Origin of the sequence: Arthrobacter sp. TB 26 (assembly GCF_000427315.1) — a bacterium.
GTDB lineage: Bacteria > Actinomycetota > Actinomycetes > Actinomycetales > Micrococcaceae > Arthrobacter.
In genome coordinates this window covers 1-1,304 of record NZ_AUPJ01000035.1, presented here as the reverse complement: position 1 = coordinate 1,304, position 1,304 = coordinate 1, and the positions used below count along the sequence as shown (strand labels likewise).

The 1,304-nt window shown below is 73.5% G+C and carries 1 protein-coding gene and 1 pseudogene; one reads left to right on the top strand and one right to left on the bottom strand.

Annotated elements, in window-relative coordinates; genetic code table 11:
- Nucleotides 1-664, top strand: a pseudogene (locus K789_RS25290) (hypothetical protein); the annotation flags it as partial.
- A gap of 16 nt (nucleotides 665-680) precedes the next feature.
- Here K789_RS25290 and K789_RS0100615 read toward each other — a convergent pair.
- Nucleotides 681-1,304, bottom strand: a 624-nt coding sequence (locus K789_RS0100615; RefSeq protein ID WP_024365054.1) for a DUF1731 domain-containing protein, incomplete at its 5' end; no start/stop codon positions are given.

Sequence of the window (1,304 nt, the reverse complement as noted above, 5' to 3'; positions counted from 1 at the left end):
GGCCTTGGGCCTGGCGCTTCTGGTTGCCCTCGCCGCCGTCTGGGGGTCCGCCGGTGCCGGGCTGATTCCGGGTTTCTCCGTCAGGGATGCCGGGGATGTCACGGCATCCGCCCGGGCATCCGCGGCGCCGGCCCTCGGTGCGGCCGGCCTCCCTCCCGAGCTGACGGCACAGCTCACCTCCCCGGACCCCGGGGAAGCAGTCCGCGGACTCGCCCGGCTTCGCTCCCTGGCGTTCAGCTCAGGGGACTTCCGGCTGCTGGAGCAGGTCAACGTGCCGGCGTCGACGGCGGCCGCGGCGGATGGACGGATCAGCGCCGGACTCAGGGAATCCGGCCGGGTGCTGGCCGGATTCACCATCCTCCTGACCCGCGTGGCCACGGAGGGCGACGTCGGCCCCAGCCAGGCGGTGGTGGTCGTCACCGCGAGCACGCCCGCGTACCAGGAACGCGACGCGACCGGGTCGGTCCTGGCCGAGGCGGCGGCGGGGCCGGAACAGCGGCTGCGCCTGGTGCTGGCGCCGGTCGAGGGCCGCTGGCGGATCCAGGACATCCTCCCCGCCGCTGACACCGGAGACACCGGAGACACCGGAGATCCCGCAGGCCCCGGAGCCCCCAAGGCCCAAGTCCCGGCCGACACCAGGGCCCCCGGCAGCTCCGGCGGCTAACGGCTGCCGGAGCTCCTCAGGACTTCGGACCGCGTTCCGCCACCCAGGCGGCTGCCTCGGCGAGCGACGGGTGCTGCCATTCAAAGCCGGCCCCGACCAAGGCGGCCGGTTCCATCCGCTGGCTGGCGAGCAGCAGCTCATCGGCGAGCTGGCCCATCACCAGGCGCAGCACCGGAGCGGGAACGCGGAACACGGCGGGGCGGTGCAGGGCACCTGCCAGCTGGGCGATCAGCGAGTTCACATCCGCACTTTCCGGGGCGCACAGGTTCACGGGCCCGGACAGTGGACTGTTGAGCAGGAAGGCATAGGCGCCGGCAACATCGGGGAGAGTCACCCAAGGCCAGTACTGCCGGCCGTTGCCCAGCGGTCCGCCCACACCCAGGCGCAGCAGCGGCATGAGCCGTCCCAGCGCACCACCGGAACGGCTCAGCACGACGCCGGTGCGCGGAGTGACCACCCGGACGCCGGCCGGCGCCTCGTGGGCGGCCGCTTCCCAGTCGGCGCAGATCCCGGCCAGCACACCGCTGCCGGCGGGGGCGTTCTCGCGAAGCAACGCCAGTCCGGCGTTGCCGTAGTAGTTGGAGCCCGACTGGCTCAGGAAGACCGCCGGCGGAGTGTCCAGACGCCCCATGGCAGCGGC